This is a genomic window from Pseudoalteromonas sp. SD03 (genome assembly GCF_040937955.1).
In the GTDB taxonomy this organism is placed as follows: domain Bacteria; phylum Pseudomonadota; class Gammaproteobacteria; order Enterobacterales; family Alteromonadaceae; genus Pseudoalteromonas; species Pseudoalteromonas tetraodonis.
The window spans coordinates 2,660,090-2,686,016 of sequence record NZ_CP162514.1; the positions used below are offsets into that span (position 1 = coordinate 2,660,090).

The window sequence follows — 25,927 nt, forward strand, 5'->3', positions numbered from 1 at the left end:
AGCCGATATACTACGTTTAGAATCAACTTCTAATCAAGCTTTTAACGCGAAATTAACGATTTAATCGATTTTCTACTAGCTCATCAACGACTGACGGATCGGCGAGTGTCGACGTATCACCAAGCTGTTGATACTCATTTGCAGCAATTTTACGTAAAATACGACGCATAATTTTGCCTGAGCGAGTTTTTGGTAACCCTGGCGACCATTGGATCATATCGGGTGATGCAATAGGGCTAAGCTCTTTACGTACCCAATTACGGATCTCTTTTGTTAGCTCATCACTCACTGTTACACCCTCGTTAGGTGTAATGTAAACATATATGCCTTGGCCTTTAATATCGTGCGGGTAACCGACAACTGCAGCTTCAGCCACAGCTTCATGAGCGACTAAAGCACTTTCAATTTCAGCAGTACCTAAACGATGCCCAGATACATTAAGCACATCATCCACACGCCCTGTGATCCAGTAATCTCCGTCTTCATCACGACGACAACCGTCACCGGTGAAGTAAACACCCGGGTAGGCACTAAAATAAGTTTGCTCAAAGCGCTCGTGATCGCCATAAACAGTTCGTGCTTGCGAAGGCCAGCTATCTAAAATAACTAGGTTTCCTTCAACAGCGCCCTCTAATGTATTACCCTCAGCATCAAATAACGCCGGTGCAATACCAAAAAATGGACGAGTTGCAGAGCCTGGTTTCATATCAGTTGCACCTGGAAGCGGCGCAATCATAATGCCGCCAGTTTCAGTTTGCCACCAGGTATCAACGATTGGGCAGTTAGATTTACCAATTTTTTCGTAGTACCACGTCCACGCTTCGGGGTTAATTGGCTCACCTACTGAACCTAAAATACGCAGGCTATCTCGGTTTGAACTGGCAATTGGCTCATCACCTTTGGCCATAAGCGCTCGAATAGCAGTAGGTGCGGTGTATAAAATAGTAACGTTATGTTTATCAACAACTTCACCCATACGCCCTGCTGTTGGGTAAGTTGGCACACCTTCGAATACAACTTGCGTACACCCATTAACAAGCGGGCCATAAGCAATATAACTGTGACCTGTGATCCAGCCCACATCGGCACTACACCAAAAAATATCATCTTCTTTTAAGTCAAAAACATATTCATGAGTCATTGATGAATACACTAAATAACCACCAGTGGTATGTACCACACCTTTAGGCTGACCCGTAGAACCTGAGGTATATAAAATAAACAATGGGTCTTCAGCGTTCATGCGCTCAGGCTCACACTCGGGTGCTTCATCAGCAACTAAGTCATGCCACCAAATATCATGGCTATGCCAATCAACATCGCCAGAGGTTAGTTTATGAACAACTACATGCTCAACGGTAGTTACCGAATCTTGTAACACCGCTTCATCAACATTGGCTTTAAGCGGTACACAGTTACCCGCACGTCGACCTTCATCTGATGTGATCACCACCTTAGCGCCTGAATCATTAATACGATCTGCAATAGCCGATGGTGAAAAGCCACCGAATATAACAGAATGAATCGCACCTATACGGGCACAAGCTTGCATTGCATAAATAGCTTGTGGGCTCATTGGCATATAAATGGCAACACGGTCACCTTTTTTTACACCCAATTTTTTTAAGCCATTGGCAAATTTAGCGACTTCGTCATGTAATTGTTGGTAGGTAATATTTTCACTTTGCGAAGGATCATCGCCTTCCCAAATAAGCGCTACTTTATCTGCTTTTGTTTTTAAGTGGCGGTCGATACAGTTGTAAGATGCATTAAGGTAGCCATCTTCATACCATTTGATATTAATATGGCCTTTATCAAATGAAGTGTTTTTTACTTTTGAATAAGGAGTAAACCAGTCAAGACGCTTACCGTGCTCAGCCCAAAACCCTTCAGGGTCTTCTACAGACTGTTTATACATCGTATTATATTTTTCATTATCGACGAGCGCTGCGTTTTTAATATGCGCAGGAACTGGGTAGATACTTTGTGACATATTAGTCTCCAATTTATATTACTTGCCTTAGGCTTTTCATCAAGGATTACTCAGCGGTGCACTATTAAATATTAGACATTAGTTGTATCTAGGTTCAAACAGCTATTATCTTATCTATAATCCCCTTAGTTACACTTGATATACATAAAAATACACATTATTAAAGTAAAGAATATGAACAACTCATATTTATTAAACCTTAGTCTAATAGACTAATAGTTGATTGAGTAAATTGTGTACATATACAACAGTAGCTTAAATACTTAAAAGTATTGACTGTTTATTAACAATCCTTATTTACTTACAAATTAAATTAAAACTATGTAAATTCAATTTGTTAGTACTATATAAGTAACACACGTTAGAAAAAACATACAACAAGTAGCCTATAAAAGGACGCAACAATGAAACTTACTCCAATTAAAACACTGGCAGCTACAGCTGTACTTTGTGCACTTTCTAGCACAGCTTATGCCGCAACAGCTGCAAAAATAGGTGATACCGAATTTACCTACGGTGGATACATTAAACTCGACGCAATGTGGAGTGACTACTCAGCAGGTGCGCCTGCAGGCACCAGTGTTGGCCGTGACTTTTATGTACCAAGTACATTAACCGTTGGCAGCGATAATAACTCAGATGCTGTATTTGATATGCACGCACGTGAATCTCGCTTTAACTTTGGTACGTCTACACTTTTAGATAATGGCAAAACGGTTAAAACTAAAATTGAGTTAGACTTTTTAGCTTCTGCTCCTGGCGGTAACGAGCGTGTGTCCAATTCATATTCTCCGCGTATTCGCCATGCCTTTATTTCTTATGATGGCTGGTTATTTGGTCAAACATGGTCAAACTTTCAAAACGTCGGTGCATTACCAGAAGCGCTTGATTTTGTTGGCCCAGCTGAAGGCACCGTCTTTGTTCGTCAATCTCAAATTAAATACACTACGGGCGCATGGTCTTTCTCTTTAGAAAACCCAGAAAGTACAATTACAACACCTGGTGGTGGCATGGCAGTGACGGATGATGCCTCATTACCTGATTTTACTGCACGCTATACCCACAATGCTGACTGGGGTAACTTTGTAGTTGCTGCACTCGCTCGTCAATTAACTTATAAAGTAGGCGGTGTTGATGCCGATGAAACTTCTTTTGGTGTCAGTGCATCAGGTATGGTTAAACTAGGTGAAGACAACCTTAAATTTATGCTTACTCAAGGTAAAGGGTTAGGCCGTTATGTTGGTCTAAACGTAGCACGTGGTGCGGTACTCAACGGTGATGATTTAGATGCCATTGATTCAACATCAGGTTTTATTGCTTATCAACATAAGTGGAACAGCCAATGGCGCTCTACATTCCTATATTCGTTTTTCTCAGCAGATAACAATACAGACTTACTTTCATTCTCAGGTGATCCGACAGAATCAAGCCAAAGCTACAGCGCAAATATTCTGTACTCACCGGTTAAACGCTTAACCTTTGGTGCTGAATTAAAACATGCAGAACGTGAGCTTGAAAGTGGCGTAGATGGCGATATGGATCGCTTACAGTTCTCTGTTAAATATGCATTTTAATTTCTTTACTGATTAAAGTACTGATTTACTTCCTGAGCGGCTTCGGCCGCTTTTTTTGGTTTTTAACTAGCGATCAGGTTAACTACAACCACACGCTTTATTTAAAAAATAACAAAGATGTGTAAAATACCGACTTAACGCAATTGCAAATCACTCTCATTTAGATTAAATTACACCCACATTTTATCTTATGGGAAACAAGATGCTGTACAAACATAAAAACTCTGCATTTAAACTGAGTCTACTTACTTCACTGGTTTTATCTGGGCATGCTATTGCTAACGACACGCAAGACGACCTACCTCTAGAAAAAATTGCCGTTTATGGGCAACATCATAAAAATTATATTACCGAAGAAGCACAGTCAGCGACTAAGCTAGGTTTAACAATTAAAGAAACTCCACAGTCAATTTCTGTTGTCTCACGTGCGTTGATGGATGACTTTTCACTTGATGATATTAATGCGGTATTAGAAAGCACCCCAGGCGTAACAGTGGAACAAATAGAAACCGATCGTACTTACTTTAAAGCCCGTGGTTTTGAAATAACTAACTTTTTAATTGATGGTTTAGGCACGCCGCAAAGTTCAGGTTCAATTCAAGGTACACTTGATACGGCAATTTACGATCGCGTTGAAATAGTGCGTGGTGCCAACGGCATGATGACCGGTGCAGGTAACCCATCGGCTACTGTTAATATGGTGCTAAAAAAACCAACCTACACAACGCAAGCTCATGCATCCGCTTCTTATGGTTCGTGGAATAATAAACGTGTAGATATTGATGTTTCCACACCGATTAACGATGAACACGCTGTTCGTGCTGTATTTACTAAGCAAGATAAAGAGTCATACCTAGACCGTTACGAAACCGATAAAACCGTTGCCTACCTTGCCTATGAGGGTAAGCTGACTGACGATACACTACTGAGCATTAACTACGTAAACGAACAAAAAGATGCCGACAGTCCTTTATGGGGCGCGTTACCACTTTATTACACTGATGGCTCAGCAACTAACTATGATGACTCAACTAGCACAGCTGCAGATTGGTCGTATTGGGATAATAGCGCTGAACGTGTTTATGTAACACTTGAGCAAAACTTATCAGCGACTTGGGTAGCTAAAGCGCGTTATGCCCACATAAAAAATGAACAAAATTCAGAGTTGTTTTATGTGTATGGCACACCAGATAAAGAAACTGGTTTAGGTTTAACGGGATATGCGAGTCGTTATGATTACAAAGACACACAAGATTTGTATGATTTATATGCCAGCGGTAAGTTTGAGCTATTTTCGCTAGAGCACGACTTATCATTCGGCATCAGCCAAGCAAACATGGACTTTAATGACCAATCGCTTTATGACTACACTACAGGTAATGGTTTTCCAGGTATGCCTGATTTAGCAAGTTGGGATGGTGTTATTCCAGAAGCGACATTGGTTGATAGACCAAATGGCAGTGATGTACAAAACACACAAAGGTCGGCTTATATATCAACCCGCATCAAATTAGCTGAACCATTGAGCCTTTTAGCTGGAGTACGCTATACCGATTGGGAAACTAAAGGTATTGCTTATGATGTAGTACAAACCCGTGATGACTCAGAATTAATCCCTTATATTGGCACAGTGTACGATTTTACCGAGTCGTTATCTGCGTATGCTAGCTATACCGAAACGTTTGTACCACAAAAAGAGTTAGACATTAATGCTGAACAACTGGCTCCTGTAATTGGCAAAAGTACTGAGGTTGGCCTAAAAGCACAGCTTTTAGGTGAGCAAGTATTTGTTACACTCGCCTACTTTGATGCCGAGCAAGATGGACTTGCTGTTGCACTTCCAAACTCTCTTCCTAGCGATACGCGTTATTATGCTGCAGATGGTATCAATAGCGATGGATTCGAAATTGAGCTAAGCGGTCGCTTAACTGATGATTTAAGTGCCAGTATCAGCTTTAGTAATTTAAGTATTGATGGTGACGAACTTGTTAAAGACTACACCCCAGAAAACCAATTAAAAATGGCTGCCACTTATCAGGTGCCATTTATTGATGGTTTAACCTTAGGTGCTAATTACCGCTGGCAAGACTCTATTAGCCGCGTGCAAGTAAAAGATCCAGCAGGCAACGCATTGGTTACTACAAAACAAGGTGCTTATGGCTTACTAGATTTAATGGCCACCTACGAAATCACTCAAAACGTCGGTGTTACCTTCAATGTTAATAACAGCACTGATGAAAAATACATAAACAGCCTCTATTGGGCTCAAGGTTACTACGGTGCACCGCGTAACTACTCACTGTCAGTTAACTGGCAGCTATAAACCTGAGTACTGGGCTCTCATGAACAGAGCTTAAGTCAATTTATAGCAAGCAATAAAAAAGCGCTAACCTAATTGGTTAGCGCTTTTTTTAAGCTCGGGTCAAATCAAGCTTTTAAAACTAATTGGCTTAAAGGTCGCCTTCGTCACCTAATACGTCTTCGCCATCTTCTGGCTCAACTGTTGCTTTTAGCAATAGCATTTCACGCAGTTTACCTTCAATTTCATCTGCAATTTCAGGGTTTTCTTTAAGGAACTTAATCGAATTAGACTTACCTTGGCCAACTTTGTTGCCATTGTAGCTATACCAAGCACCTGCTTTTTCAACAAGTTTGTGCTTAACACCTAAATCAATCAGCTCACCCTGCTTAGAAATACCTTCACCATACATAATGATAAATTCAGCTTGTTTAAACGGCGGTGCAACTTTGTTTTTAACAATTTTAACGCGCGTTTCATTACCAACAACCTCGTCGCCTTCTTTTACCGAACCAATACGACGAATATCAATACGTACAGAGGCGTAAAATTTCAGGGCGTTACCACCGGTTGTTGTTTCAGGGTTACCAAACATTACACCAATTTTCATACGGATTTGGTTAATGAAAATACATAGCGTGTTTGAGCGCTTAATGTTACCAGTCAGCTTACGTAATGCTTGTGACATTAAACGTGCTTGTAAGCCCATGTGTGAATCACCCATGTCGCCTTCAATTTCAGCTTTTGGCGTTAATGCTGCAACTGAATCGACAATAACCACATCAACCGCGCTTGAACGCACTAACATGTCACAAATTTCCAGTGCTTGCTCACCCGTATCTGGTTGAGATACCAGTAACTCATCAATGTTAACGCCTAGTTTTTGTGCATAAATTGGATCAAGAGCATGCTCAGCATCAACAAAGGCACACGTTTTACCTTCTTTTTGAGCTTCCGCGATAACTTGCAATGTTAGCGTTGTTTTACCTGATGACTCTGGGCCATATACTTCAACAATACGCCCCATTGGTAAGCCGCCTATGCCTAAAGCAATATCAATACCTAGCGAGCCTGTTGATACAGCGTCAATGTTTAACGCCTTGTTATCACCCAATTTCATAATTGAGCCTTTACCAAATTGACGTTCAATTTGTGATAAAGCTGCGTCCAATGCTTTTTGTTTGTTATCGTTCATTTTACTCTCCAAATCCAGCTAATGCAGACAAGTATACTGTATGAAATCACAGTATCAAGCTAATTTTATTATTTTATCTTCTCTATTATACTTTTCAATGAAAATACAATAGCTTGCAGCCTAACTTGCGCCCTATCTCCATCAAATACTTGCTCAAACGTCCAGTGTTTACCGTTAATTTGTAGGCCAAACCACACAAGCCCTACAGGTTTGCCCTCAGTGGCACCACCGGGACCTGCAATTCCTGAAATAGCAATGCCAATATCAGCATTAGCCGCCTTACATGCACCTGCTGCCATCTCAATGACTGTTTGTTCGCTCACCGCGCCAAATTCCTCGAGGGTATCACGCTTCACATTGAGCAACTCATGCTTTGCGTTATTGCTATAAGTGACAAATGCGCGGTCAATATATGCAGAGCTTCCGGGGGTATCGGTAAGCGAATAACTCACTCCACCACCAGTACATGATTCAGCGGTAGTGATCCATAAGCGTTTATCCGTTAAAATAGCGCCTAATTGCGCAGCAAGTGTCTTAATCTCTTGATGTAATTCCATATTCAGCCTTTGGGTAAATACATGTCGTTTGATCTTTATGCACCGCACACTATAAAACAACAAACCCCTATGATGCAGCAGTATCTAAAAATAAAATCAGAGCATCGCGATATTTTATTGTTTTATCGGATGGGGGATTTTTACGAACTCTTTTTTGACGACGCAAAACGCGCCGCGCAATTGCTTGATATTTCACAAACACATCGCGGCAAAGCCGGTGGCGATCCTATTCCTATGGCGGGCGTGCCTTATCATGCAGTAGAAAACTATTTAGCCCGCTTAGTACAAATGGGCGAGTCGGTGGCTATTTGTGAGCAAGTGGGCGACCCAGCCACCAGCAAAGGTCCTGTTGAGCGCAAGGTAGTACGTATTGTCACTCCGGGTACCATTTCTGACGAAGCCTTACTGCAAGAACGCCAAGACAACCTTTTAACCAGTGTTTGCCAAAATAAAAAAGGCCAATACGGTATTGCGTATCTTGATATCAACTCAGGACGCTTTAATGTTGTTGAAGTAAACACTGATGAAGCATTTAGCTCAACGCTACAACGCTTAGCGCCTGCTGAATTACTGTATAGCGAACACTTTGAAAACACTCACTTAATTGAACACATTAAAGGGGCAAGACGTCGCCCTGATTGGGAGTTTGACCTTGATACCGCGCAACACTTACTGTGCGAGCAGTTTGGGACCAAAGATTTAGTGGGGTTTGGCGTCGACAAAGCACATAGCGCCTTGGTGGCAGCAGGCTGTTTAATGCAGTACGTAAAAGATACCCAACGTATTGCATTACCGCACATCCGCGCAATCACTCTTGAGCATAACGAACACGCGGTTATTTTGGATGCGCCAACCCGTAAAAACCTTGAGTTAACGGTTAATTTATCCGGCGGCTTTGAAAACACCTTAGCCCAAGTGCTTGATAAAACAGCAACGGCGATGGGCTCGCGATTACTTAAACGTCGCATTCATACTCCTATTCGTAATAAAGATGAACTCAACTCACGACTTAATGCTATTACTGCCATTTTAGATGCACAATTATGTGGTGAACTGCATGACGCGCTCAAAGAGATTGGTGATATAGAACGTGTAATTGCTCGCTTGGCATTACATACCGCTCGCCCACGCGATTTAACACGGCTTCGCAGTGCGCTTCAAGCATTAGCACCGCTGCATAGCTTATTAAACGATGCAACTGATACACGTATTTCGCATATAATTACGCATTCTAAAGAGCTTCCTGAGCTACAAGCATTACTTGAACGTGCTGTCATTGATAATCCGCCAGTGTTAATTCGTGATGGCGGTGTTATTGCGCCAGGGTATAACAGCGAACTCGATGAGTGGCGTAATTTAAGCCAAGGTGCCACCGATGTGCTTGAACAGCTAGAGCAGCGCGAACGTGAACGCACCGGTATTAGTACACTTAAAATTGGTTATAACCGAGTGCATGGCTTTTTTATTGAAGTGAGTCGCGCCAACTCGCACTTAGTGCCTGCAGATTACATTCGTCGTCAAACATTAAAAAATAACGAACGCTATATAATCCCAGAACTAAAAGAACACGAAGACAAAGTCCTCGGCAGCCAATCAAAAGCGCTGGCCCTTGAAAAACAATTATACGAACAGTTATTTGAATTTATAGCTCCGCATATTGAGCAGCTACAAATAATGGCCTCAGTAATTGCCGATCTAGATGTACTGAACAATTTAGCAGAGCGCGCCCAAACACTTAATTATGCCAAGCCAGAGCTTTGCGATAACGATAATATCAGCATTAAACAAGGCCGCCACCCTGTGGTAGAGCAGGTAATGAAAGACCCGTTTATTGCCAACCCTGTGGAGCTCAATAACCAGCGTAAAATGTTGATTATTACCGGCCCTAACATGGGCGGTAAATCAACCTACATGCGCCAAACTGCACTTATTGTGCTTATGGCACATATTGGCTGTTACGTTCCTGCCGATAACGCTAAAATTGGTAATATAGATAGAATATTTACCCGTATTGGCGCCAGTGACGACTTAGCATCTGGGCGTTCAACCTTCATGGTTGAAATGACCGAAACCGCGGCTATTTTAAATAATGCCACCGCGCAATCATTGGTGCTTATGGATGAAATAGGCCGAGGAACCAGTACTTACGATGGTTTATCACTGGCGTACGCGACGGCTGATCACCTCGCTTCAAAAATAGCGGCTAAAACCCTGTTTGCAACCCATTACTTTGAACTTACAGAACTTGCAGAGCAAACGCCTGGGCTGGTTAATGTGCACCTAGATGCCATCGAACACAACGATACCATTGCCTTTATGCATACGGTCTTAGATGGCGCAGCGAGTAAGAGCTTTGGTTTGCAAGTAGCAGCACTGGCCGGGGTGCCTAAAGCGGTTATTGCCCAAGCTAAACAAAAGCTAAGCTTGCTTGAAAACCATCAAAGTGTCACCACAGTCACTACAGAGCAACAGGTTTTACCGTTTGATAGTGAACCGCAAATAATTCAGCCTAGTGAGCTTGAGCAACAAATGAGCGCAATAGACCCTGATAACCTATCACCGCGTCAGGCGCATGAACTGCTTTATAAATTAAAAGCACTGCTTTAAACGCAAACAGCCCGGCTTAAAAAGCCGGGCTGTATTCATTTTTCTGTGTGTTTAGATTAGATTAAGCAAATTGTTCAAATAAGCTTTCGGTACTTAATCCTTCTTGCTGCAAAATATCTTTTAACCGACGTAACGCCTCAACCTGTATTTGGCGAACTCGCTCACGGGTTAAGCCTATTTCACGGCCAACATCTTCAAGGGTTGAGGGTTCATAGCCTAGTAAACCAAACCGACGTGCAAGTACTTCGCGTTGCTTAGGGTTTAATTCACCTAACCAGTCAATAATATGCGTATTCATATCGTTGTTTTGTACTTCACCTTCAGGGCCTACATTTTTTTCATCAGCTATCACATCTAATAATGCACTGTCATTCTCGCCACCAATGGGCATATCTACAGAGGCTATTTTTTCATTTAGGCGTAGCATTTTGGTGACGTCTTCGACCGGTCTATCTAAGCTTTCTGCAATTTCTTCTGCGGTAGGCTCATGATCAAGCTTTTGCGTTAGCTCACGTGCTGTACGTAAATAAACGTTAAGCTCTTTAACTACATGAATAGGCAAACGAATAGTACGCGTTTGATTCATTATCGCCCGCTCAATGGTTTGACGTATCCACCATGTAGCATAAGTAGAAAATCGAAAACCACGTTCAGGATCAAACTTTTCAACTGCTCTAATGAGTCCTAAGTTGCCTTCTTCAATTAAATCGAGTAGAGCAAGCCCACGATTGTTATACCTGCGCGCAATTTTCACAACCAAGCGTAAGTTACTTTCAATCATGCGTTTACGGGAAGCTTCACAGCCTTTAAGCGATTTTCGTGCAAAAAAAACTTCTTCTTCGGCACTTAATAGAGGGGAAAAACCAATTTCGCCTAGGTATAACTGAGTGGCGTCGAGGTTTTTAGTGACTTCTTCTTTAACAAATACGTCTTCATCTTCCACGTCATCAAGTAGTTGCGTTGGCTCTTCAACTTTTGAATCGTCAAACTTATCATCAGTGGGGGTTTTCTCAGCTTTTGCTACATCAGCCATAAGACTTCTCCTGAGCAAGCTATCAATAACTTTATGATTAAGGTCTGTAGTCGTTTTATTAGCTTTTGCTGTATTAGCCATGAGCCTTCTCCAGAACTGTCAATCAACACCTTTAGTTCAGGGTAGGTATTTAGCAGGGTTAACAGCTTTTCCTCGATAACGAATTTCAAAGCGAAGTGCCGTTACTGAAGACTCTGAATTACCAATTTCTGCTATTTTTTGTCCCGCCTTCACTATTTGCTTTTCTTTAACAAGTAACTTTGAGTTATGTGCATAAGCACTTAGGTAATCATCATTATGTTTCAATATAATTAAATTACCGTAACCTCTTAGTGCACTACCCGCATAGACTACCGTTCCTTGAGCAGCGGCGAATACTGCCGTCCCCTTTTTATTAGCAATCTGTAGGCCTTTATAACCATTTTCCTTGTTAGAAAAGCGTTGGATTATTTTACCTTTAGCAGGCCAAAACCAACTCAACTTTCTGTTTGTAGAACCTTGAGACTTGCTAATTTTTTGGTTAGCTTGTTTTTGAACATACCTTCGTTTTTTCGGCTTATCAAGCTCTTTCTTTAATTTTTTGTTATTTTTTTGTAAATGAGATAGCTTTTTAGCTGGGTGTTTTTGATTCGTTTTTGCTGTAACCCTTGGCTTACTTGGTTCTAAAAGAGAAACAACCTGACCAGGAACAATAGTGTAAGGTGATGGAATTGAATTGTTTTTTGCAAGCTCTCTGAAATCTTTTCCGGCATTAAAAGCAATCGAGTAAAGTGTATCGCCTTTTTGTACTGTGTATTTTCCGCCGTTAATATTAATCCGTGAGGGATAGTCATTAATATTATTATTTAAACTGCTTACCGGAGCGGGAACATGGCGAGACGAGCATGCACAGAGCAAAACACTAATAAATAAAGCAACATAACAGCGTATTTGTTTATTCAATGCGTTTTGCCCTCTGCGTTAATAACATTAATATATAGTACTTAACGTAATAAAATGTACGCAACAACAATTAAAGCAACCACAGCCCAGCCAAGCACTTCAATATATTGACGTAATTTTTGCTCCATTTTAACTCCGCCCCATTTCATTAAAGCAGATACTAAAAAGAAACGCGCCCCTCGTCCAACCGCCGATGCAACAATAAAGGGTAAAAACGCCATTTGTAATACCCCTGCACCAATAGTAAATACCTTATAAGGAATAGGCGAAAACCCGGCTAAAAATACCACCCATACGCCATAATCTTTAAACCATGTAAGTGCCGTATTAAATTTATCTTGCCATTGCATTTGTGCAATAAAAGGCTCTACAACAGGTTCAAATAACCAAAACCCTAGTAGATAACCTAGCACGCCACCAAGCACAGAAGCTACGGTAGCAAAGCTTGCAAATCGCCATGCTTTACTCGGTTGTGCCAGCGACATAGGCGCTAACATTACATCGGGTGGCACCGGAAAAAAAACCGATTCGGCAAAGCTCATCCCTGCTAAATAACGTTCTGCATGGCGATGCTTAGCCCACACTAAGGCCATATCATATAACTTGGTAAACAACTTCAAAATGAATTCCTATTCAATATCGCCAGGGACCAAAGGTACAAATCTTACTGGCGCAATTACATGCTCTGTAAAGCTATCGCCTTGGCGAATAACCATGGTTAATTTTTGTTCTGCCTCACCAATGGGGGCGAGTAATACGCCTCCATCTGCAAGTTGTGCGAGTAGTTCTGGAGGGATAATCGTTGCCGCAGCCGTCACAATAATGCCATTAAATGGCGCTTGCGATTGCCATCCTTGCCAACCGTCACCGTGTTTCATAGTGACATTATATAAATCGAGCTGATGTAATCGACGCTTTGCTTGCCATTGCAAAGCTTTTATACGCTCAACCGAATACACCTTATCAAAGGTTTTAGCCAGTACCGCGGTTTGATAGCCGGATCCGGTACCAATTTCTAACACTTTACTTTTCACGCCAGCTAAACGCATCAATTCGGTCATACGGGCAACAATGTAAGGCTGAGAAATAGTTTGTCCTTGCCCTATTGGTAGCGCCGTATTTTGATACGCTTTGTGCTTTAGTACATCATCAATAAAGATATGCCGAGGAATTTGCGCAATCGCCTTTAAAACCTCCTTATCTTCTACGCCCTCTCGTTGTAATAGGTCTGAAAGCGCTTGTGCACTGCGGGTATAATTAGCCAGCACGGTTGATCTCCAACTCGGCTAACCATTCTCCCACAGCTTTGATACTGTCTTTAGCGGTCATATCAACGCTTAATGGGGTGACTGATGCATAGCCATTATTTACAGCATAAAAATCGGTGCCTTCACCGGCATCGCTTTCTGTACCCAAAGAACCATACCAAAAAATATCGCGTCCCCAAGGATCGCTTTGCTTAGTCATGGTTTCTGCTTTGTGTCGCGCGCCTAAGCGAGTTACCTGAACCCCTTTTAGCTCACTTAAAGGAATATCTGGCACATTAATATTGATGATCTGATCTTTAGGCAGTGGATGCGAAGCAAGCCCTTTAATAATATTGACCGTAACGGCCGCTGCCGTTTCAAAGTGTTCACCATGGTGAGAGCACAAAGACACCGCAATTGCTGGTAAGCCCAGATGACGACCTTCGGTCGCCGCAGCAACCGTACCAGAGTAAAGTGTATCGTCACCTAAATTGCCGCCGTGGTTAATACCGGCTACCACTAAATCGGGCTTTTCACCCATTAATTGATTCACACCTAAATGCACACAATCCGTTGGCGTGCCATTAACCGACATAAAGCCATTGTCGAGTGTCGTTGCACGCAAAGGATTCATTAACGTCAGTGAATTACTTGCGCCACTGCAATTTCTATCTGGCGCAACCAGCGTTACCTCAGCAATTTGTGTTAATGCTTGGTATAAAACAGCAATACCTTTGGCATTAACACCATCATCATTACTTAATAGAATCTTCATCTACGTTATCCTTTTCTTTTCGCTCGCGAGGACTGGCGTCAGTATAATCAACCAGTTCGCGCAGTAAAGCCGTTGCAAAGCAGCCTTTGGGTAAACCAAAGCTGAGTTTTAATGTGCGTTCATCAAGTGTTTCTACACTTAGATCTTGGGGGATTAAACGCAGCATCCTGCGCTCGTTTTTAAGCCCTAACTCACCTAAGCCATCACACCATGCTTGATACGGTGCCAACCATGTTTTTTCTTGTTCGGTAAGGCCTTTTTCGCTTTTTCCCACCATGGGCGCCGACATCATAATATCGCCAGAGGCAAGACGCGCAATATTTTCATCACTTATCGCATCTTCAAAAAACGCATTGCTACCGCTAAGCATAAATACTTCGCGGTGCATGGTTTTAGCAAGGCCATGTTCTGCCACGCGTAAACTAACAATTTGATTAAACACATGTGAACGTGCTGCAGAAATAATAATGCCTCGCAGCTTTTTATCGCGTATGCGCTCACCGGCAAACATTTTTTCGGCCATCACTAGGTTGTGTCCATCACGGCCAAAACGCTGCTCACCAAAATAGTTAGGCACACCAGCACGCACTGCGTTTATACGGCACAAAATATCAAGCGGCTCGGTTACATTGCGCAAGGTAATAGTAAATCTATTTCCTTTATGACAACCGGTGCGTAATTTTCGCTCATGGCGCTGCTGCGATACCACAAACACACTTTCACTGTTGAGCTCAGTAAAATCAATATGCTTTTTAATCGGTACTTTTACGCTAAACCACTGCGAGCATACTCCATGGCGGTCTTTCATACCGGCATAGCTTACATCACGTGGCGATACACCCGCTTTTTGTGCAATCAGCTTGGCAACATATTGGGTGTTTTCACCCTTTTTAACCACTTGCAAACACACGTGTTCACCACTGCCGGTAAACTCTATACCAAGATCTTCATCAACCATAAAGTCTTCTGCGGTGGTTTTAAAGTCGGCTTTAGAAAGCGGCGCACCATATAAATAATTTAATTCGCTCATGCGCTTTGTTTACTCATAATGACCACGGCATGGCTTGAAATACCTTCTTTTCGCCCCTCAAACCCGAGCTTTTCAGTGGTTGTGGCTTTAACATTTATCTGTGAGAGCTCAGCATTTAAATCACTGGCAAGATTGGTTCGCATTGCTTGAATGTGCGGCAGCATTTTTGGTGCTTGTGCCACAATGGTGACATCCGCATTGCCCAATACATAGCCCTGTTGCTTGGCCAAACTCACCACATGGCGAAGTAAAATACGGCTATCGATATTTTCATATTCACTGGCTGTATCTGGAAAGTGCTTACCAATATCGCCCAGCGCTAATGAGCCTAAAATCGCGTCACACAACGCATGAATAGCTACATCACCATCTGAGTGCGCTAAAAAGCCTTGCGGGTAATCAATTTTTTCGCCGCAGATGGTTAAAGGCCCTTGGCCACCAAACTTATGCACGTCAAAACCATGGCCTATTCGTATCATGTTGCACTCTCATTATTTTGTTTTTGCAGTAAAAAACCTGCTAAGTCTAAATCTTCTGGGGTGGTAATTTTAATATTATCACTGCGCCCCGCCACCAACCTTACCGGCTTATTTGCCCATTCCATGGCACTAGCTTCATCAGTAATAATTGCCCCATTGGCTAACGCATTTTGCAGTGCTGTTTTGAGCTCGTCATATTTAAAAAGCTGTGGCGTAAGTGCTTGCCATAAATCATCACGAGGCACTGTTTGCTGCGCATGGCTTTGCCCTCGTTTTATGGTGTCTTTTACTTTGCTGGCTAAAATGCCGCCTTCATCAGCCTGCATGCATTGTGCTATTAGGCGCTCTATATCAGCAATATCAACTAAAGGTCTTGCTGCATCATGCACCAAAACCCAAGTCGGTGGATTGGCAGCTAAATACAATAAACTGTTTAATACTGAATCTGCACGCTCTTTACCGCCAATAGCACGCACGATGCGAGGATCAGATAGCGTAAGGTCGTCAAAGTAAGGGTCGGTTTCGCTCAAAGCCACCACTATAGAGTTTAACTGCGGTAACTGCGATAACTTAGCGAGCGTGTGCTCTAAAATGGTTTTCCCTGCTAAGGAAATATATTGCTTTGGTGTTGTGTGTTGCATTCTGCTGCCAACACCTGCGGCAGGAACAATAGCTGCAATAGTAAATTTATTTGTCATGGTGTTGAGCCGGTAAAACACGAATAAAGGTTTCGTCCGGTTTAATCATTCCTAATTCGTTGCGGGCACGCTCTTCAATACCTTCAAGGCCGAGCTTTAAATCTTCTATATCCGCTTTTAATACTTTATTACGCTTGATCAGCTTTTCGTTTGTTTGTTGATGCGATGCTACCGCATTTTTTAGACGGGTGTAGTCTTGCACACCATTATGGCCAAACCAAAGTCTATACTGAATAAAAAGTGCTAAGCACAACAAGCCAAATTGAAAAAATCGCATTAAACACTCCTTATTTTAATTTTGAATTGTAAGCTTTACGCCAATGGCCGCTTAACATTGCGCCAATTAATATTGGCAGCCAATAACATTTCCCGTAACGATAATACCCGTGGCGTACTACGCTTTGAAAACTGCCACTGGTGGCCACAACACGCCGCAGCAAGCGTTGCTTTGTTGGGTTTGAGTAATTGCGCACTTTGCTGCTCAAGCCCTTGACCTAAAAAATCAAACCAGCCAAGCTCATTGCAATGAACCTGTGTTTTAGTTACTTGATCAATGCTGTCTATTCTAACCCGAATTTGGCCGTGATTTTGTAATAATACAGGAATAATCAGCCCAACTTTGGCATAGACTTGATAAAAAAGTTCATTCGCTGAAGAATTAACTTCTGGCGGAGTTGGTTTTTGCTTTTCAAGCCACCCACCATTTTGCGCATCGAGCGTAAAAGGCGATGTTGCATTAGCCACCCGTGTTGCGGCACGTTCAATGTAATAAGGCAGGCTTTTTAATTGCCTGCGTAAACGATCACCATTAGGTTCAGCCACTAAGCGCTGCACCTCACGCTGATAAAAGGCATTACATAATTGTGCATAAAGCACTTTTTGTGCATCAGTTTGCCACATTTCAACTTGTTGGTTTGTGTCAAACTGCTTATTTTTACTGACCAATCGCTGTACTCAAAAACACCTTAATAGATGTTTTATAACACAGTAATGCACAGTTTTTAAGCACCGATTGTTAGGGCTTTTCGCCTAATTTCGCAATGCCTGATTCTAAAAATTGCACAACCGTATTACGTTTTTTTCCAATTAATAAACTGCCATCGGCTAAAAACATAAAGTTTTGCCAGTTGCGTTTAAACACATCAAAGCTCGTTTCAATAATATTATCGCGCGCCATACAAAAATAAACGGTGGTGTTAGCCTGCCAGTCTAGGTGGTTTAAAATAGCGTCAGGAAATTGGGGATCTTCGCTTTCCCATGCGTCTTCCCAATTTACTTCTTGGCTAAAGTTTTGCTCTTGCGCGCACCAATCGGTTTTATCAAAAAAGTCAGGATGATCATGTTCACGACTCACCATGGTTGTCCATAGCACTGCAGCACGCTCGCTGGTCATCGGTTTAATATTAGCTGCATCAATATCTGAAACCGGAATATCTTTGTGGCGAAATACCCAGGCTTTTTTGTAATCATCAAGAGAAATATAATTCATAGTATTGGCGTATTCTTTGGCATAATAAAAAGCGAAGGCAAATTATACAAGATAACAGACTATGACTACAGCACTAAAACTGGGTTTATATCAACACTACAAAGGCCCACAATACAAAGTTATGCATGTGGCAACTCACAGCGAAACCAACGAGCAATTGGTTATTTACCAAGCCTTATACGGTGAATACGGCATATGGGCACGTCCACTAAGTATGTTTACTGAAACCGTAGAAAAAGAAGGTAAAACGATTGCGCGTTTTGCCTACCTTGGTGAAGCCGATTAACTATGGCATTATAACGCATAATAATTACTGCTCAGACCAGAGGATGACCCGTGCAATTTAATTCAACCGACAACTACATCGCAAGCTCAGCATTAAAACAGGCCGTAAACGCCGCTATTATGCTGCAAAAGCCGCTTTTAATTAAAGGCGAGCCGGGCACAGGTAAAACCATGTTGGCTGAAGAGCTGGCAAAAAGTTTAGATACAGAGCTTATTCAGTGGCATATAAAATCAACCACTAAAGCGCAGCAAGGTTTGTACGAGTACGATGCAGTATCGCGTTTACGCGACAGCCAGCTAGGTGATGAGCGCGTTCACAATATTAGTAACTACATAGTTAAAGGTAAGCTGTGGCAAGCCTTCATGTACGCTGAGCTAAACGGAAAACGCCCAGTACTGCTTATTGACGAAATAGACAAAGCCGATATTGAGTTTCCAAACGATTTACTACTCGAACTCGATAAAATGGAATTTCATGTATACGAAACCGGTGAGCGCATTGTGGCCAAAGAGCGCCCTATTGTGATCATCACGTCAAACAATGAAAAAGAGCTGCCTGATGCGTTTTTACGCCGCTGCTTTTTCCATTATATTGATTTTCCAAATAGCGACGAAATGCAGCAAATTATTGATGTGCACTACCCGCATGTTAAACAAGATTTAGTTCGCCAAGCACTTGAAGTGTTTTTTAACTTACGCGAAGCCAACGGTCTTAAAAAGAAGCCATCCACCAGCGAGTTACTGGATTGGTTAAAACTATTAATGGCTGAAGATATAGACGCAAAAACGCTGCACGACAAAGCGCAAAAAGGCGGCTTAATGCCGATGTTTGGCGCACTACTTAAAAACGAGCAAGACATAAGCCTAATCGAAAAGCTCGCGTTTATGAGCCGTCGCTAATATGTTGGTACAGTTTTTTTTCACGCTACGTAAATACCGCTTGCCTGTGAGCCTGCGCGAACTACTCGATTTAATTAACGCTTTAAAACAAGGCGTTATATTTGCTGATGTAGACGCGTTTTATCATTTAGCGCGCACTATTATGGTAAAAGACGAAACCCATTTTGACCGTTTCGATAAAGCTTTTAGCGATTACTTTAGCGGTATTGCCGACTTAGACCTGCTCGAGAGCTTAAAACAGCAGCACAACTTACCTGAAGATTGGTTGCGTAAAGAGTTTGAAAAGCACCTAAGCGATGAAGAAAAAGCTCAACTAAAAGCCATGGGCGGGCTCGACGAGCTGATGAAAACTCTTAAAGAGCGTTTAGAAGAACAGCAAAAACGCCACGCTGGCGGCAATAAGTGGGTAGGTACCGGCGGCACCTCGCCTTTTGGGGCATACGGCTATAACCCTGAAGGTGTGCGTATTGGTCAAGATGGCAACCGCAATCGCCAAGCGGTAAAAGTGTGGGATAAGCGCGAATACCGTAACCTCGATTCTGACCGCGAAATTGGCTCACGCACTATAAAGCTGGCCCTTAAAAAACTACGCAAATTTGCCCGCACTGGCGCAAGCGACACCCTTGATTTAAACGAAACCATACGCGCGACCGCCAAACAAGGTGGCATGCTCGATGTAAAAATGGCACCCGAGCGCCACAATGCAGTAAAAGTATTGATGCTGTTTGATATTGGCGGTTCAATGGATGACTACATTCATACCTGTGAAGAATTATTTAGCGCCGCCCACAGCGAATTTAAACATTTAGAGTTTTACTACTTTCATAACTGTTTATACGAACACGTGTGGCAAGATAACCAACGCCGCCACTCAAACGTTATTGACACCATGACGCTGATCAACAAGTTTACCAGCGACTACAAAGTTATATTTGTCGGTGATGCCACTATGGGCCCATATGAAATTGCCTACCCTGGCGGCTCAGTAGAACATTGGAATGAAGAACCTGGCAGTGCGTGGTTGGCACGAATCACTAATCACTTTGATAAAGTCGCGTGGCTCAACCCACAACCGGTTGAACACTGGCCGTATTATCAATCAATTGATTTTATAAAGCAGCTGATGGATAACAGAATGTACCCGCTGAGTTTAGATGGGATAAGTAGCGCGATAAAAGAGCTGAGTTAAATGTTAATTTACGACAGCTCAGCGCTAGCAGCAGAGCTTCGGTCTTGAACCTATAAAATTGTTGGGTGGCGCCTTCGGCTTAACCAACCTACCTTTGACGTAGGTCGAATAAGTGGCGAAGCCACGCCATCCGACAAAATGATCGATGTACCAGAAACAATCCGATGCACCGCGTTAATGAACAACCGCATGTACCCACTTAGTTTAAATGAGATAAGTAAAGCGATAAAAAAACTTAGTTAATGCATTTTAAGTAGCTCATACACCATATTTTTGATGGTATTCACTGAGCATGAATTCTAATTGCTTCTCGAAGACTTCAATGGATGGTGTTTTTCCACTTAACCGCTGCTGCTTTAGCCATTCAAGTAATTCAATCCTTACTAAATAACCGTCTTCAATGCAGTAACTTGGATCTGAAAGCCAAATTTTTGGAGCTCCTAGTGAAGCTCCTGAATACCAGTGACAAATGGAATAGCCTTCACTTTCAAGCTTATCACTAAGTTGCCAGCTATAAATCCACCAGGTAATCAGAAATAGAGGGAAGCATCCTATAATAACAAATAGCCCCCTTCGCATCGATTTCTCTGATATATCACCATGCATTCTTTGATAAATCCCGTAGATGAGTACAAAAAAAGCGGGCATCATAACTATCAAAGGAATTACTACAGGTTTAATTTTTAACGACATTACATTTTCAGCAATAAGACTTAATGTGCTAATTTCTAATTTCTAATTTCTAATTTAAAGCTGTAGGCATAGAGAGTAATGATTAAACATAAAACGCCTATAGAAAACCACCCCTTTTTAGGGTTGGTAGGTGAGAGTTGATTAGCCGAGCTTGCCATTTTAGTATCGTCTTCCTGAGTAAGGAATACCAAATAAGCGATGTATAAACTCAATTGGATTATTATCGTACATTTGCTCAGCCCTATCTAATTCATATTTAAACTAATTAGGATAAACATCATAATTTTTGACCGTCTTATCTTCGCTCTTTGCAGCCTATCGCGGTCTACAAAAGTCGGTATTTATGTAGAGGTCGTTTGATTTGCACCTTTCACCTCGAACCTCGAACCTCGAACCTCGAACCTCGAAAATAAAATCACATCAACTTCCAAACCACAAACGCTACAGCAAAACCAACCAAGTACACTAAACCTAACCACGTTAAGCTACGCAAAAGTAGACTGTGTTTAATCGCGGGCTCTGAGCGCACTAGGCTGAAGTTAAGCCATGCAAAAACCGGTGTGGTTACAAAAGCAAGTGTCATTGCAAAGGTAAGCATAGGGCCAAGGGCTGATTTAAAAAATAAAATAACCGCCATACCGGCCAATGCTTGCAGTATAAGCCACGTATTTAAGCTGTGTTTAGATTGCTTAAAACCAAGTAATTTGTGTGATTCGTTAAGTGTGCGGGCGTAACCGTCAAGTACGGTGAGTGTGGTGCCAAACATACACAAAAACGCGATGGCTGATACCAAAGGCCTTGCCCACTCGCCTATTGTTGATGCGTACATATCAATCAGCTGTTTAGCAAACGCTACACCACCGAGCTCTATATTACTGTTTTGCCCATATTGCACTAACGCACCTAAACTAAAAAATACCAGCGCAAGCCCGGCGGTTAACCAATAACCTAGATTAAAATCGAATAAACCTTGGCTTTTAGTCACACTTTGCTGAGCTTGTTTTTCTTTAAGCCACAAAGAGCTCAGTGCCGATATTTCAATAGGCGCTGGCATCCAGCCCATTAAAGCAACCATAAAGCCTAACATGGCAAGTTCATACGGTGAGGGGCCAACGTAGTTTACAGGCGCTACTGGGCCGTTATTTATAGCAATAACCAATGCAGTGATGGTTGCTATAGTAAGTAGCCCCATAATAGCTTTTGCTACGTTATCGAGCGCTTTAAAATGCCCCAGTAATAATATAATTAAACACACGGCCAATATTACCCAACACAATAAGGTAACAGGAATGCTAATAGGTAATGCGTAGTGTAATAAGCTCGCCGTAAGCAACAATACACCTGCGGTATTTACCACAGCGGCAATAATATTGAGGGCAATAAAGCTGTAAAAATAGCCAGGGCCTTGGTTTTTATACCCTTCTACTAAACTGTTTTTGGTGGCGAGTGTGTATTCCATACCAAAACGAAAAAACGGGTACTTTAAAACGTTAACCACCACAATAAGCCAAAATAGCTGCCAGCCAAATAATGCGCCTGCTTGAGTAGAGGCCACCAAGTGTGAGCCACCAATGGCAGCGGTTGCCATTAAAATACCTGGGCCAAGCGCCCCTAACCGAGACTTCCATGTATTTTGTGTGTACTGCATTAACTTCTCAAATTTGGTGTGTTATGTGCTTTTATTATTAATTTTTATCATTAATAAACTGTGTGAATGCATAACTTACCTAATTTACAGGCAATAAAAAAGAGCCCTTAGGCTCTTTTTAAAATAACACGCTGTTAGTTATTAATTTAAATCCATCTCTTGGATGATTTCATGTGCTATTTCTGGTGTGGTACTTACAGGCTTTTCATGTAAGTTCGCTTTTATTTGCCCTTTACGATGCTTTAATGCGGCATCGAGTTTTTTAGCTGCGCTGGAAATAGCAGGATACATAACTTCGTTTTCCCCTTTTACCGATATACGCGCACCTTCATAATTTGTGCTAATTTCTGCTTGGAACTTATGATGCTCTTTTGAAAGAATAATATCTAGAGATATCAATGATGGAAAATGGCTCGCGACTTTTGAGAACTTTTCGTTAATGTGTTCTTTAATAGAATCAGTAACGTCAACATGGTGACCAGAAAGATTAATTTTCATAGGGTATCCTTTTATTTGTTACCTCATAGTTAGTATTGGGGGCTAAACGAATTAACACAAGAGAAAAAATGAAAATTACGCAATTATTTATTACCCCACCTGATTTAGATCATTCATTTAGCATTAAGTATGCAAAAAGCCGCTTTGTAGCGGCCTTTAGAGGTGTTGATAATTTAATCAACCAACAAATTAATCGGTGTATGAACAACAATAATCTGCAAAATCACTTACTTTTACATGAAAGCTAACATTAGCATCAACGTTAAATGACTCGCCCGCGTTAAATGTTTGCCACTCGCTTTCACCAGGTAGTAATACATCCCACTGCCCTGCTAACAACTCCATGCACTCTTTTTGGTTAGTATTAAACTCAAATTCACCGGGTTGCATAAAACCCAAGGTTTTTGCTTCACCGTTACCTAAAAGCACAGTACGGCTTGATACTTTGCCATCAAAATACACATTGGCTTTTTTAACCACACTAACGTTATCGAACTTTGGCATGTTAACTCCTGTTGTTAATTTATAATTTTGTTACCCCCCACAGTGCCTGATACACAAAAACCTTGCAAGTTAAGTGCTGTGAAAATTACTCATCTAAAATCCAAAAGGTTAAAAATGAACGACTTTATAGGGAAATATGCTTCGAGCGACAGGCTGTGAGTTTCGAACAGAGCCTTTAGTAATTTGTGCACAAAGAGGGCGATGAGACACTACGCTTTAGAGAAGTGATAAAAGTACAGCTCATAAAAAAGCCCGCCCTGTTTACACAGCGCGGGCTTTTAAAACACTAAAGTAATTAATTAAAACAATGCGTTTGCTTTGTTAACTACATTTTCTACCGTAAAGCCGAAGAACTCAAATAGCTCGTTTGCCGGTGCCGACTCACCAAAGGTGGTCATACCAACTACGGCGCCATTTAGGCCTACATACTTGTACCAGTAATCAGCAATTCCCGCTTCAATCGCTACGCGACGTGAAACGCTTGCTGGTAATACGCTTTCTTTGTACTCAGGTGATTGATCTTCAAACGCATCAGTACACGGCATAGATACAACACGTACCTTTTTACCCTGTGCACGTAGCTCTTTCGCAGAGTCTTGCGCTAGCTGTACTTCAGAACCCGTTGCAATCAAAATAAGCTCTGGGTTGCCGTCACAACTTAGGATGTAACCACCCTTTTTAACGTCGCTTAATTGTTGTGCATCACGTGCTTGTTGCTCTAAGCCTTGGCGAGTAAAGATTAATGATGTAGGACCGTCTTTACGTTCAATAGCTTGTTGCCATGCAATTGCCGACTCAACTTGGTCACATGGGCGCCAGTTGTAAAGGTTAGGCGTTAAACGCATGCTGGCAATTTGCTCTACTGGCTGGTGAGTTGGACCATCTTCACCTAAACCAATTGAATCGTGCGTGTATACAAAAATGCTTGGTTGCTTCATTAATGCAGCCATACGTACCGCGTTGCGTGCGTATTCCATAAACATTAAGAACGTTGCACCGTAAGGAATAAAGCCTTTATGCAGTGCAATACCGTTCATAATGGCCGACATACCAAACTCACGTACACCGTAGTAAATGTAGTTACCACTTGCATCATCAGCAGTTAAGCCTTTAGAGCCATCCCAAATTGTTAAGTTTGAACCCGCTAAATCGGCAGAGCCACCCATAAATTCAGGTAGTAACGGGCCAAACGCATTTAATGCATTTTGCGACGCTTTACGTGATGCTGGGTTTGCTGGGTTTGCTTGCAGCTCTTCAATGTACGCTTGTGATTTTTCAGCCCAGTCAGCTGGTAATTCTGAATGTGTACGGCGTTTGTATTCTGCTGCTAGCTCTGGGTATGCTTTTTCATATGCGGCAAATTTTTCGTCCCAGCTTGCTTCAAGCTGTTGGCCTTTTTCTTTGTTATCCCACTGTGCATAAATATCTTCAGGGATTTCAAATGCATCGCCCGTCCAACCTAAAAACTCGCGAGACGCTTTAATTTCGTCATCACCTAGTGGTGCACCGTGACAATCGTGGCTACCTGATTTATTAGGTGAGCCGTAACCAATAATAGTTTTACAACAAATTAGTGTTGGCTTATCAGTCACGCTTTTAGCTTCTGCAATTGCTGCACTTACTGCATCGCTATCATGGCCATCAACGTCACTAATTACATGCCAGCCGTATGCTTTAAAACGTGCTGGGGTATCATCACTAAACCAACCTTCAACTTCACCGTCGATTGAAATGCCGTTGTCATCCCAAAATGCCACTAATTTGCCTAGGCCTAATGTACCGGCTAGTGAGCATGCTTCATGAGAAATACCTTCCATTAAACAACCATCACCCATAAACGCATACGTGTGGTGATCAACAATGTCATGGCCTTCACGGTTAAACTGCGCTGCTAATGCTTTTTCAGCAATCGCCATACCTACCGCATTTGTGATCCCTTGACCTAATGGGCCCGTAGTGGTCTCAATTCCTGGCGCGTATCCATATTCTGGATGGCCTGGTGTTTTAGAATGCATTTGGCGGAAGTTTTTAATTTCGTCCAGTGGCAAGTCATAACCACTTAAATGCAGTAGAGAATAAATTAGCATTGAACCGTGACCATTTGAGAGTATAAATCGATCTCGGTCAGCCCACTCTGGATTTGTTGGGTTATGTTTTAGATAATCGCGCCATAATACTTCTGCGATATCAGCCATGCCCATAGGGGCTCCAGGGTGACCAGATTTGGCCTTTTGTACTGCGTCCATTGACAAGACGCGAATAGCATTTGCAAGTTCTTTGCGAGATGGCATG

At 42.0% G+C, this 25,927-nt stretch carries 25 protein-coding genes; 6 read left to right on the forward strand and 19 right to left on the reverse strand.

All coding sequences use genetic code 11. The annotated features are described in order from the left end of the window. Positions 1-52: 52 nt before the first annotated feature. Entirely contained in the window at positions 53-1,993 is a 1,941-nt protein-coding gene (acs, locus tag ABZP26_RS12500) for an acetate--CoA ligase (RefSeq protein WP_013465660.1), read from the reverse strand. A 404-nt stretch (positions 1,994-2,397) separates the two neighbouring features. Between acs and ABZP26_RS12505 the strand changes: the two genes are divergently transcribed. Then, positions 2,398-3,567, forward strand: a complete 1,170-nt coding sequence (locus ABZP26_RS12505; protein ID WP_013465661.1) for a DcaP family trimeric outer membrane transporter — start codon at positions 2,398-2,400, stop codon at positions 3,565-3,567. A 202-nt stretch (positions 3,568-3,769) separates the two neighbouring features. After that, positions 3,770-5,890 (forward strand): TonB-dependent siderophore receptor, encoded by a 2,121-nt coding sequence (locus ABZP26_RS12510; protein ID WP_175527476.1) that lies wholly within the window; start codon positions 3,770-3,772, stop codon positions 5,888-5,890. A gap of 127 nt (positions 5,891-6,017) precedes the next feature. Here ABZP26_RS12510 and recA read toward each other — a convergent pair whose 3' ends face one another. Both recA and ABZP26_RS12520 read right to left on the reverse strand, forming a co-directional pair. Beyond that, a complete protein-coding gene (gene recA / locus ABZP26_RS12515) occupies positions 6,018-7,061 on the reverse strand; it encodes a recombinase RecA (protein WP_013465663.1) in 1,044 nt (347 codons plus the stop codon). Positions 7,062-7,129: 68 nt separating this feature from the next. Further along, positions 7,130-7,618: a CinA family protein gene (locus tag ABZP26_RS12520; protein WP_024602330.1), complete on the reverse strand. Its 489-nt coding sequence runs from the start codon at positions 7,616-7,618 to the stop codon at positions 7,130-7,132. A gap of 21 nt (positions 7,619-7,639) precedes the next feature. Between ABZP26_RS12520 and mutS the strand changes: the two genes are divergently transcribed. Further along, positions 7,640-10,225: a DNA mismatch repair protein MutS gene (gene mutS / locus ABZP26_RS12525; protein WP_368485003.1), complete on the forward strand. Its 2,586-nt coding sequence runs from the start codon at positions 7,640-7,642 to the stop codon at positions 10,223-10,225. Between the two features lie 61 nt (positions 10,226-10,286). On the opposite strand, the gene rpoS is transcribed toward mutS, so the two are convergent. From rpoS to ABZP26_RS12580, 11 genes are all read right to left on the reverse strand, one after another. After that, positions 10,287-11,258, reverse strand: a complete 972-nt coding sequence (gene rpoS / locus ABZP26_RS12530) for an RNA polymerase sigma factor RpoS (RefSeq protein WP_028833937.1) — start codon at positions 11,256-11,258, stop codon at positions 10,287-10,289. Positions 11,259-11,375: 117 nt separating this feature from the next. Then, positions 11,376-12,200, reverse strand: coding sequence for a peptidoglycan DD-metalloendopeptidase family protein (locus tag ABZP26_RS12535; RefSeq protein WP_368485004.1), 825 nt, complete (start codon positions 12,198-12,200; stop codon positions 11,376-11,378). A gap of 41 nt (positions 12,201-12,241) precedes the next feature. Then, the gene (locus tag ABZP26_RS12540) at positions 12,242-12,820 is read right to left on the reverse strand and encodes a YqaA family protein (RefSeq protein ID WP_016899662.1); all 579 of its coding nucleotides are present in this window, start codon (positions 12,818-12,820) and stop codon (positions 12,242-12,244) included. Positions 12,821-12,829: 9 nt separating this feature from the next. Next, positions 12,830-13,468 (reverse strand): protein-L-isoaspartate(D-aspartate) O-methyltransferase, encoded by a 639-nt coding sequence (locus tag ABZP26_RS12545; protein WP_016899661.1) that lies wholly within the window; start codon positions 13,466-13,468, stop codon positions 12,830-12,832. Beyond that, positions 13,458-14,222 carry a 5'/3'-nucleotidase SurE gene (gene surE, locus ABZP26_RS12550; RefSeq protein ID WP_368485005.1) on the reverse strand — a complete coding sequence of 255 codons (765 nt, stop codon included), beginning with the start codon at positions 14,220-14,222 and terminating at the stop codon, positions 13,458-13,460. Before surE ends, ABZP26_RS12545 begins: the two co-directional genes overlap by 11 nt. Then, entirely contained in the window at positions 14,203-15,252 is a 1,050-nt protein-coding gene (gene truD, locus ABZP26_RS12555; protein WP_215521772.1) for a tRNA pseudouridine(13) synthase TruD, read from the reverse strand. The genes surE and truD overlap by 20 nt, the downstream gene beginning before the upstream one ends. Then, entirely contained in the window at positions 15,249-15,731 is a 483-nt protein-coding gene (gene ispF, locus ABZP26_RS12560; protein WP_016899658.1) for a 2-C-methyl-D-erythritol 2,4-cyclodiphosphate synthase, read from the reverse strand. Before ispF ends, truD begins: the two co-directional genes overlap by 4 nt. Beyond that, positions 15,728-16,429, reverse strand: coding sequence for a 2-C-methyl-D-erythritol 4-phosphate cytidylyltransferase (gene ispD, locus ABZP26_RS12565; RefSeq protein WP_368485006.1), 702 nt, complete (start codon positions 16,427-16,429; stop codon positions 15,728-15,730). The genes ispF and ispD overlap by 4 nt, the downstream gene beginning before the upstream one ends. Next, entirely contained in the window at positions 16,419-16,706 is a 288-nt protein-coding gene (gene ftsB / locus ABZP26_RS12570; RefSeq protein WP_013465673.1) for a cell division protein FtsB, read from the reverse strand. Before ftsB ends, ispD begins: the two co-directional genes overlap by 11 nt. Before the next feature lie 35 nt (positions 16,707-16,741). After that, the gene (locus tag ABZP26_RS12575; protein WP_016899656.1) at positions 16,742-17,374 is read right to left on the reverse strand and encodes a hypothetical protein; all 633 of its coding nucleotides are present in this window, start codon (positions 17,372-17,374) and stop codon (positions 16,742-16,744) included. A 70-nt stretch (positions 17,375-17,444) separates the two neighbouring features. Next, positions 17,445-17,918, reverse strand: a complete 474-nt coding sequence (locus ABZP26_RS12580) for a DUF2947 domain-containing protein (protein WP_013465675.1) — start codon at positions 17,916-17,918, stop codon at positions 17,445-17,447. A gap of 61 nt (positions 17,919-17,979) precedes the next feature. Here ABZP26_RS12580 and ABZP26_RS12585 point away from each other — a divergent pair, with 61 nt between their 5' ends. From ABZP26_RS12585 to ABZP26_RS12595, 3 genes are read left to right on the forward strand one after another with little or no spacing between them, the layout of a single operon-like run. Beyond that, entirely contained in the window at positions 17,980-18,204 is a 225-nt protein-coding gene (locus ABZP26_RS12585; protein ID WP_368485007.1) for a DUF1653 domain-containing protein, read from the forward strand. 50 nt (positions 18,205-18,254) lie between these two features. After that, positions 18,255-19,103, forward strand: coding sequence for a MoxR family ATPase (locus tag ABZP26_RS12590; protein WP_008464234.1), 849 nt, complete (start codon positions 18,255-18,257; stop codon positions 19,101-19,103). Position 19,104: 1 nt separating this feature from the next. After that, positions 19,105-20,292, forward strand: a complete 1,188-nt coding sequence (locus ABZP26_RS12595) for a VWA domain-containing protein (protein ID WP_290187453.1) — start codon at positions 19,105-19,107, stop codon at positions 20,290-20,292. A 258-nt stretch (positions 20,293-20,550) separates the two neighbouring features. Here ABZP26_RS12595 and ABZP26_RS12600 read toward each other — a convergent pair whose 3' ends face one another. The 5 genes from ABZP26_RS12600 to tkt form a co-directional block, all read right to left on the reverse strand. Next, on the reverse strand, positions 20,551-20,985 hold the full coding sequence (locus tag ABZP26_RS12600; protein ID WP_368485008.1) for a hypothetical protein: 435 nt from the start codon (positions 20,983-20,985) through the stop codon (positions 20,551-20,553). Positions 20,986-21,400: 415 nt separating this feature from the next. Continuing rightward, the gene (locus tag ABZP26_RS12605) at positions 21,401-22,633 is read right to left on the reverse strand and encodes an NRAMP family divalent metal transporter (RefSeq protein ID WP_368485009.1); all 1,233 of its coding nucleotides are present in this window, start codon (positions 22,631-22,633) and stop codon (positions 21,401-21,403) included. A 141-nt stretch (positions 22,634-22,774) separates the two neighbouring features. Continuing rightward, positions 22,775-23,131 carry a ribosome-associated translation inhibitor RaiA gene (gene raiA, locus ABZP26_RS12610; protein WP_013465684.1) on the reverse strand — a complete coding sequence of 119 codons (357 nt, stop codon included), beginning with the start codon at positions 23,129-23,131 and terminating at the stop codon, positions 22,775-22,777. A gap of 189 nt (positions 23,132-23,320) precedes the next feature. Continuing rightward, positions 23,321-23,635: a pyrimidine/purine nucleoside phosphorylase gene (locus tag ABZP26_RS12615; protein WP_013465685.1), complete on the reverse strand. Its 315-nt coding sequence runs from the start codon at positions 23,633-23,635 to the stop codon at positions 23,321-23,323. 299 nt (positions 23,636-23,934) lie between these two features. After that, positions 23,935-25,926, reverse strand: coding sequence for a transketolase (gene tkt / locus ABZP26_RS12620; protein WP_028833925.1), 1,992 nt, complete (start codon positions 25,924-25,926; stop codon positions 23,935-23,937). Position 25,927: the final 1 nt, after the last annotated feature.

Bases quoted from the DNA above. Each gene is read 5' to 3' on its own strand.
- ABZP26_RS12605 (WP_368485009.1), bottom strand. From the start codon at position 22,633: ATGCAGTACACACAAAATACATGGAAGTCTCGGTTAGGGGCGCTTGGC.
- ABZP26_RS12505 (WP_013465661.1), top strand. From the start codon at position 2,398: ATGAAACTTACTCCAATTAAAACACTGGCAGCTACAGCTGTACTTTGT.
- ABZP26_RS12600 (WP_368485008.1), bottom strand. From the start codon at position 20,985: ATGTCGTTAAAAATTAAACCTGTAGTAATTCCTTTGATAGTTATGATG.
- ABZP26_RS12595 (WP_290187453.1), top strand. From the start codon at position 19,105: ATGTTGGTACAGTTTTTTTTCACGCTACGTAAATACCGCTTGCCTGTG.
- surE (WP_368485005.1), bottom strand. From the start codon at position 14,222: ATGAAGATTCTATTAAGTAATGATGATGGTGTTAATGCCAAAGGTATT.
- raiA (WP_013465684.1), bottom strand. From the start codon at position 23,131: ATGAAAATTAATCTTTCTGGTCACCATGTTGACGTTACTGATTCTATT.
- acs (WP_013465660.1), bottom strand. From the start codon at position 1,993: ATGTCACAAAGTATCTACCCAGTTCCTGCGCATATTAAAAACGCAGCG.
- ABZP26_RS12520 (WP_024602330.1), bottom strand. From the start codon at position 7,618: ATGGAATTACATCAAGAGATTAAGACACTTGCTGCGCAATTAGGCGCT.
- mutS (WP_368485003.1), top strand. From the start codon at position 7,640: ATGTCGTTTGATCTTTATGCACCGCACACTATAAAACAACAAACCCCT.
- recA (WP_013465663.1), bottom strand. From the start codon at position 7,061: ATGAACGATAACAAACAAAAAGCATTGGACGCAGCTTTATCACAAATT.
- truD (WP_215521772.1), bottom strand. From the start codon at position 15,252: ATGAGCGAATTAAATTATTTATATGGTGCGCCGCTTTCTAAAGCCGAC.
- ftsB (WP_013465673.1), bottom strand. From the start codon at position 16,706: ATGCGATTTTTTCAATTTGGCTTGTTGTGCTTAGCACTTTTTATTCAG.
- ispD (WP_368485006.1), bottom strand. From the start codon at position 16,429: ATGACAAATAAATTTACTATTGCAGCTATTGTTCCTGCCGCAGGTGTT.
- ABZP26_RS12585 (WP_368485007.1), top strand. From the start codon at position 17,980: ATGACTACAGCACTAAAACTGGGTTTATATCAACACTACAAAGGCCCA.
- ABZP26_RS12580 (WP_013465675.1), bottom strand. From the start codon at position 17,918: ATGAATTATATTTCTCTTGATGATTACAAAAAAGCCTGGGTATTTCGC.
- ABZP26_RS12510 (WP_175527476.1), top strand. From the start codon at position 3,770: ATGCTGTACAAACATAAAAACTCTGCATTTAAACTGAGTCTACTTACT.
- tkt (WP_028833925.1), bottom strand. From the start codon at position 25,926: ATGCCATCTCGCAAAGAACTTGCAAATGCTATTCGCGTCTTGTCAATG.
- rpoS (WP_028833937.1), bottom strand. From the start codon at position 11,258: ATGGCTGATGTAGCAAAAGCTGAGAAAACCCCCACTGATGATAAGTTT.
- ispF (WP_016899658.1), bottom strand. From the start codon at position 15,731: ATGATACGAATAGGCCATGGTTTTGACGTGCATAAGTTTGGTGGCCAA.
- ABZP26_RS12615 (WP_013465685.1), bottom strand. From the start codon at position 23,635: ATGCCAAAGTTCGATAACGTTAGTGTGGTTAAAAAAGCCAATGTGTAT.